The organism is Gemmatimonadota bacterium, from assembly GCA_009838845.1.
In the GTDB taxonomy this organism is placed as follows: Bacteria; Latescibacterota; UBA2968; order UBA2968; family UBA2968; genus VXRD01.
The window spans coordinates 25,466-32,863 of sequence record VXRD01000022.1; the positions used below are offsets into that span (position 1 = coordinate 25,466).

Genomic DNA, 7,398 nt, shown 5'->3' on the forward strand with positions numbered 1-7,398 from the left:
AAAGCCTCCTTACTCGCCAATAAAAAATATCACCGTCTTCTCAGCGGTTTGCTCGCCATTCAAATCGGTAATCGCTACTGCAATTTCATAACGCCCCGGTTTTGACTCGCCCGGGTCGATCTCCAGATAATTGTACTCATCAGACCCTGTACCCGTCCGCTCATAAGAAATCGTAACAACGGCTTTTTCTTCGATACCGAGCAAACGCCCCAGTGCCCGCAGAACCTGCACACCACTGAGCTTGCCTTCTCGGGGCGTAATGCGGTAATCCACGCGATATTTCGTCTGCCCGAAATCGTCGATTTTCAAATCGTAAACTTCGTAATAAATAACAACCGGCTGCCCGATCTTATAGGTGCGCGACGGCAGAGAAATAACCTCAACCCCGCCTTTATCAGTAGCCAAAGAATCCACCTGCACCCTTCCCGCAAGCTCTATATCGCTTATCTTGAGTCCAGCGACCGCATAATCCTCCACCACGAGTTCCTGCGTATATCCACCCCTGCGTCCGGATGCCGGATGATTGATCTGAAGCCCCAAATAATATCGCCCGGGCAAAACCTGAAGTGCGAGCTCATCTATCGCCAGAGTACCGGCCTCAACACCGCCGACATCCACGCGCACCGGCATCGGCTCCAGTCTGCGATAAATCGGTGTCCAGCTACTGTCAAAAAGCGCGATACCGCGCTCAAAAACGACCTCTTCTCCCCCATCATCAATCGCATCTAAAACCGGCACCCCATAATACACCTCCAGCCGAGATTTATCATCTGCCCCTCTGAAATCTGCCGAAGCAGAGTGAAAGTCCAGCACGCCCTTGCCAACGGGCACATAGCGGTCGGGTTGTGCATTCACCGCTCGTGAAATAACGACCTCGGGCCGCGTATCTTCCCAAAATCTCTGGTTAAACCGCGCAATTTTACGCCCCTGAGAAACATCGGGAAAATCGAAATCGCCCTTCGGCGTCAACGCCGTAAAAACGACTTCAATACCCCCGCTCACATCCGGATAAATCCAGTATTCCCACGGCTCGCTTCCATTGACCGGATAAAGCGGTATCCCCCGCATCGGACGCTCGCTCATACCTGGACGGTCCCGCCCGAAGAGTTCCTTGCCGCGGACATAAGTATTCACATCATCACTCTGCCTGGCAAAAAACACGCGATTGGGATTCATCTCAAAATCGATAGACTCAAAATCGCTGACCGCGACCACCTCTCCCAACTCAGTCTCGATTTCAACATCGCGCGTCGATGTGCGCAATCGACCTATCCGCGCGATAATTTCCTGCTTGGCCTCTGGCGACAGCGCCGCGATCAACCGCTCCTTTACCCGCACGACCCTCGCATCTGTCTCAAACCGAATATCCGATCTTTTACTCACATGCGCGGGTTCTCCATAGCGGATATACACATCGCCGCGCCTGTCCCATTTTCGTCCATCTTTTGAAAAATTCTGCAACACATAAACAACGCGCCGATAGTGCTCGACCAACCGCTCGTTACCTGGTGTTGCCGGCGTGGGATCGCGTTTTTGCCAGAACGCCCGAACAAACTGCGCCCGCTCCTCGGGTGCCAGACGCTGGTACGCCGCCACTTCCTCTGGACCCGCCACGAGTGAAATATCTTCCACCCGTTCTCTCGCCTCATCGCTAAGCGTGCGCAACTCCTCTGCAATCAGCGCATGCGCTTTGCCCGTTTCCCCAATATTGAGATACGCCTCCAGCAATGGATGCATGCATAAACTGCGAAAATCGGGCCGCGCCTCCATCAAATCTCGCCAAATAACCGTAGCCGAATCAATACGCCCTTGTTTGAACAACACGCGCCCAAAGTCAAACCGCGCGCGCGCAAACAGGGGGTCCACTGCAATCTGTCGTCTATACGCAACCGCACTTTCGGCAAGTTCACCCCTGCGCTCTAACACGCGCCCCATCATATAATAGAGAAAGGGATGGGTGGGATCTCGTCCAACAGCCGCTTTCAGATATTCCAAACCCTCGCCCTTCCCGGAAAGAAAACGCGCCAGCTCTGCATTTGTCCAATACGCCGCCTCTTGAAATTTTTCAACAGCGCCATTCCAGTCGCCGCGCCCCATACCCACAATACCCAGTGCATTGCGCGCCTCGGGCAAATCGGGGGCAATATCGAGCGCCTTTCGCACCCAACGCTCGCCTTCGACCAGCGCACCACTTTCAAGTGCGATCAATGCTCTGGCTGTCAACGCCCGTGGATCACGCGGATCTTCCTCCAGCACAAAATCGACCATATCGCGCGCCATTCGTACCGCAAGCGTATCCGCCTCGGGCAAACGCTCGCCAAACGTCTTGTCAACGCGCTTCTTGAGCGTTTCCTCGAGACCTATCGCCCTCAACATCGTCATCCCCATCTCGCGATTACCCAATCCCGCGACCGGTGCGATATAAGCCTGGGCGAAAAGTGGCACCCGCTCGAAATAATGCCCGTACATAAAAACAGCGCGTTCTCCCGCATCGACTTTCGCATATTCCCGCGCGGCTTCTGGCGTTGAAAAGCGTTCCAGAATCTTCTCCATAAGAACCTGCTGCTGTGCCGTGAGAGACAATTCAACCGGCGAACCCGCTATGCGAAAATCGCGTTGCGTACGCGCAATCTGATCACCTATACGCGCTTCAACGCTCAGCGTATATGTCCCAGGTGACAACCCGCGCAACGGGATCCCCTCGACAAATTTTGCATCTCCGCGATATGTGGGAAATTCCCGCCGATGGTCAAAAACAACAGAACCGAAACGGTCGCGGATCTGAAAACGCACACTATGGGCAAGCCGCCCGATCTCGTAAAGCTCGACATAAAAGCGCAGGGGCGCGCCACCTCCGACCTCGCGCTCAGGCAACGGCAAAAGAACATGACCTCCCTTGAGAAAAGACTCAGCTTCAAAATGCTGAGAAGATGGATCTATTTCACTCACAAAAAACAGATCGCTAAACGCGAGCTGTCCCGTCTTGAACTCGGGAACCTCAATAGAAAACACCGCCCGTCCCTGGCGATCATTGCCCACGGCTTTGACCTTCAGAACCGCGTGATAATACCCCGCTGGAACCTGGAATCGCGCGATATCATAGACAAAGTGTTCTGGATCGTCGATCCGCTCTGCAGAAGAAAATACGCGCTCGCCCTCTATCCTCTTGACCGAATTGCCATTCTCATCGAATAACTCGAGACGTGGAATATAGCGCGCTACAAAAAGGCTATCACCTCGTGTTTCAAACGCGAGCTGCGCCGCGGGAAAACGGATAACAACCTCTTCATAAGGACCATCGTCTCCGCGAAAACTACAGGCATCAACGCCGAGCGCGAGACTGCCCTCCAAAGACACCCGTCCCTCTTCAGCAGTCGTCTGCAATGGGAAAAACAGGAAAAAAAGAAAAAGAAGCAAAAAGGGCATATTGGTACTCTCAAAAAATATGATAGCGAATCTACGAATCTACGAATCTACGACGGGGTTTATAACAATACTGACTTATGTCATGTCAGCACATGCTCTGGGTGGTTGGGCGGGGTTCGTCTATTCGTCTATTCGTCCATTCGCAATCTCAAATAGGCGCTCGCGGTGGGCCGCCACCTTGGCAAATGCCTGTGCGGTCTGCTCCACCCACTCGGTAGCGGGCGCAACTGGCGTAGCGAGCCAAAAACTCATGTCCTGCAACCGCTCGCTCACCGGCAAATTGCACACAAGTCGCCTCCCCTCTGCGGGCAAATCCGCCCATGGCCCGCCCAAACCATCGAACGAAAAATCGTTAAAAAGCGGTTCCAAATGCATCGCGCTATACCCCCAGGCCGTCGTCTCTGAGACGTACGCCCCTTCCGCAACCAGTGCCTTTATGATAATCGGTAGCGGAGCACCAAACACATCGGGATCAACCATTCCCGCATAGAGCAACATGCCACCTCGCTTCGCCCTGGGATATGCTTTTTGCGGAGCCACACCCGGGACTTCATTGAGCAGTCTATCCATTCGCCGAAACCAGGCCATCCGCTTCTCATTCAGCCCCGGCAAGCGCTCCAACTGGGCGCGAGCCATCGCAATACCCAGAGGATTTGCGCGGTATTTGACGCCCAATCCCATATTGCGAAGCGCCTTAAAGCGATCCGTCTGCCACAGCGCGTCGCACCGTCCGCACTGCCCCAGAGCCAGCATGCGATCGTAGAGATCATCGTCATTCGTAGTCGCAACACCCGCTTCTATTCCGGATACTGGCTTTTTCTCCTGAAGGCTAAAACACCCGATGTGCCCAATAGAACCGACCATCTTATCGCCCCACATCGCCCCAGGCGCATGGGAAGCATCTTCAATCAGCGTTATATCGGTCCCGTCTATAATATCTAAAAACGCATCCATATCCGCCGGATTGCCGTAAAGATGCGTCACCACAATCGCGCATGTGTGGTGCGTAATCCGCTTCTTTACATCCTCGGGATCGGCACAAAACGTTTCCGGATCTACCTCGCAGAACACGGGTGTGGCATTGCAGTGCAAAATCGGCGTAATCGTCGCGTGCCACGTCGCAGTGGGCACAATCACCTCTTTCCCAGCGCATGCACCTGCGGCAAAAATCGCCGAGTGCAAGGTCGCGGTACCATTGCACATACAAAGCGCGTGTTTGGTTCCCACAAAAGCCCGATACTCTTCTTCAAACTTATCGAGTTGCGCGTAAGCGTCATCCTTATTATCCAGAACCTGGTTGACGTACTCCTTCTCCAAATCGCTTACATCCTGCCACGAATCATTCATCAAAGCGGTAACAGCTCTGGGACCACCGTCAATTGCCAGATCAGACATTTTTCCGCTCCTCTCAATAGGCGAGTTTACGCGATGTATCACAATATAGCGCAATTCAGTCTCATAAAGCAATCCATCTCGACATTCATTGAGTAAAAAATACAAAAACCGATCGCTATAACTTCAGAGATCGGTTTTTTGCTTATTAGGCCACTCGCTCTTCTTAAAACAGAATTGTCAACGTCTGTGTCCCATTATCATAAGTACTCTCAAATCGCGGCAAAGGCGCAGAAGCTGGTCCTCGCAGAACCGCTCCCGTTGTCCTGTCAAATCTCGCACCATGGCATGAACACCAGATTTGTGGATCGCGGTCCCCCGGCAAATCCACCTCGCACGCCTCGTGCGTACACACAGAACTCAAAACTGCAAAATCTTCTTCGGCACGGCGGAAAATGATCACGGGGGCACCGCCGTTTTGCCCTTCAAAAACTTGTTTCACAGACCCTCCCACCTGTGCCAAGGCAGGCGCGCTACCCACATCAAATTGCACACTCACACCAGACGACTTCAACACATCATTCTCACATCCCGAAAACCATCCGGCGCACATGCACCCCCCCACAAGCGCGAGGGCCTGTGTCAAAAACGCTCTTCTTTCCGTCTTCTCATCCACTGATATGCCTCCTATTATGCCACAAGTGCCTTGTAGAACGGCCTCAACAACTTGCGAAGTTGGGCACGCGCCCGAAACAGACGCGATTTTACAGTGCCCACTGAACACCCCTCAACACTGGCAATCTCCTGATATGACAGCCCATTTAACTCGCGCAGCACCAGCACAGACCGAAAAATGGGCGGCATCTGCGCCATCGCATGTGCCAAAACATCGCGCAACTCGCCCTGCTCTACCCTGTAATCCGTTCGCTCTGGACCTGCAAACAGAGCTTCATCGTCTGCTTGTCTGCGCCACCACTCATCATCCATCTTGACGTCATATTTGCGCTGTTGCGACTTAATCCAATCCAGGCAACAATTGATACTGATGCGATACAACCAGGTGGAAAACAGCGATTTTCCCTTAAATTTGTCAAGCGACTGAAACGCCTTGACAAACGCAATCTGTGCCAAATCATCTGCATCTTCCCTGTTGCCCACCATGCCAAACGCCGTATGAAAAATTCGTACCTGGTGCCGCCGAACCAATTCGGAAAACGCCCTGGTCTGCCCCTTTTGGGCATACCCAACGAGCAATTTATCATCGCATGTTGACCAATCGAGCACAGAAAATCTCCCGCCTAAAATTCAACAGTCAAATCAAAAGATACACTTTGCCGCCTACCGTAGTGATAAAATTCATCATTTGAAAAATTCCGCGAAATGCCGTATCCAAATTCCGTTGTCACGCGCTGTGTTAAAGGCAGTTCCAAAAACGCGTCAAAAAACGAGTATTCATCCTGGCGCAACGCGCCCCCTTGCAAAATCGCGCCACTGACATCTCGTGCCAGATCGTCTTTATAAGACTGCTTTTCATACCCACCTTCCAGAATAACCCGAACCTGCAAGGGCAATTGCTGGGTCAGCCGCGCAGTTATTTGATCGCCGCTATAATCGTAGCGGTCCTTCAATATATCATCATCGCCGTAAATTAGTGCATTAAATCGCGTGGGAGCATCATTTGCAGCCCGCAAATTGATGCGCCGCTGGTAGCGCACCCGCAAGCCCGTATTATCTGTCAGAGATTGCGCCACCTGAAAACCCAAAACCACCTGTCCTTCAGTCCCCTCGCGCAACTTATAGCCCAAACCGAGATCGCCCCTCAGCGTCGTTCGCGAGGGCAAAAAATGGTTGATCTGAAAAAATGCGTAGTGATCGACATAACGCGACACATTCAAATTGGAATACGACCGCCAGTTGAGCTGATACCCCACCCGCTTCATCGTATTCTCGTCGCTATACCATTTGCCCTGCACGTATCCCGCCAGCCCGGTATAATCATACACATCGTAAATAGAGCGGTTTGCACGCGCAGCCAGCGAAAAACCCGCAAATATCCTATCGCGTTCACCACTGTTCAGATCGCGCGCAAAATCAACGCCCAATCGATTGGTCGCAAATGTCCGATCCCCATTGTGACCAAACAAAAAGCCATCGCCCCAAAAAAAGAACCGCAAATATGAAGCATCCATCTCCACGGGTCGCATCACAGAAGCGGAAAGTTGCGTCACAAAAGCACTCGACCCTCCATAAACGCCATCCACATTGGTATCGTAAATCGTTCCCACAGTCACATCTGTAAGCACATCAGCATCTGCTGTTCCCAGCCCCAAAAGCAACACACAGGCAAAAGTTGATAGTCGTCTCATACTCATTCCCTTTTTCAGCGACGGGTTTATCATAAGGGGAAGGGCAAATATCCTTCCCCCATGAACCGATGAATTATCCCGAGGTTGTGGATAGCGGCTTATGGCCTCTACCGCGGTGCCCTCCGCGCCGACCCTGCCCGCGCTTCCCCCCTCGCGAACGCTCGGAGCGTTCAATCCCCCATTCCTCCAATTTCTCATCCACCGCCGCACGAATGATTCGCCTGGATATATCCAACTCCCTCAACCCTTCAATCAACGTCTTGAGCTCGGCTTC

5 protein-coding genes and 1 pseudogene (1 of these 6 running past the window's edge) are annotated in these 7,398 nt (G+C 52.6%); all 6 read right to left on the reverse strand.

The window, feature by feature from the left end:
* Window positions 1–9: 9 nt before the first annotated feature.
* Window positions 10–3,426 carry a GWxTD domain-containing protein gene (locus F4Y39_03090; protein ID MYC12691.1) on the reverse strand — a complete coding sequence of 1,139 codons (3,417 nt, stop codon included), beginning with the start codon at window positions 3,424–3,426 and terminating at the stop codon, window positions 10–12.
* 120 nt (window positions 3,427–3,546) lie between these two features.
* Window positions 3,547–4,821: an aminotransferase class I/II-fold pyridoxal phosphate-dependent enzyme gene (locus tag F4Y39_03095; GenBank protein ID MYC12692.1), complete on the reverse strand. Its 1,275-nt coding sequence runs from the start codon at window positions 4,819–4,821 to the stop codon at window positions 3,547–3,549.
* Window positions 4,822–4,984: 163 nt separating this feature from the next.
* Complete coding sequence (locus F4Y39_03100; protein MYC12693.1) at window positions 4,985–5,434, reverse strand: Rieske (2Fe-2S) protein; 450 nt, start codon at window positions 5,432–5,434, stop codon at window positions 4,985–4,987.
* A gap of 14 nt (window positions 5,435–5,448) precedes the next feature.
* Window positions 5,449–6,063: a sigma-70 family RNA polymerase sigma factor gene (locus F4Y39_03105; protein MYC12694.1), complete on the reverse strand. Its 615-nt coding sequence runs from the start codon at window positions 6,061–6,063 to the stop codon at window positions 5,449–5,451.
* Entirely contained in the window at window positions 6,057–7,124 is a 1,068-nt protein-coding gene (locus tag F4Y39_03110; GenBank protein MYC12695.1) for a hypothetical protein, read from the reverse strand. The genes F4Y39_03105 and F4Y39_03110 overlap by 7 nt, the downstream gene beginning before the upstream one ends.
* Window positions 7,125–7,372: 248 nt before the next feature.
* A pseudogene (locus tag F4Y39_03115) lies at window positions 7,373–7,398 on the reverse strand (hypothetical protein) (it continues 538 nt past the right edge of the window).

Coding starts and splice junctions, on each gene's coding strand:
- F4Y39_03090 (MYC12691.1), bottom strand. CDS start 3,426: ATGCCCTTTTTGCTTCTTTTTCTTTTTTTCCTGTTTTTCCCATTGCAG.
- F4Y39_03110 (MYC12695.1), bottom strand. CDS start 7,124: ATGAGACGACTATCAACTTTTGCCTGTGTGTTGCTTTTGGGGCTGGGA.
- F4Y39_03095 (MYC12692.1), bottom strand. CDS start 4,821: ATGTCTGATCTGGCAATTGACGGTGGTCCCAGAGCTGTTACCGCTTTG.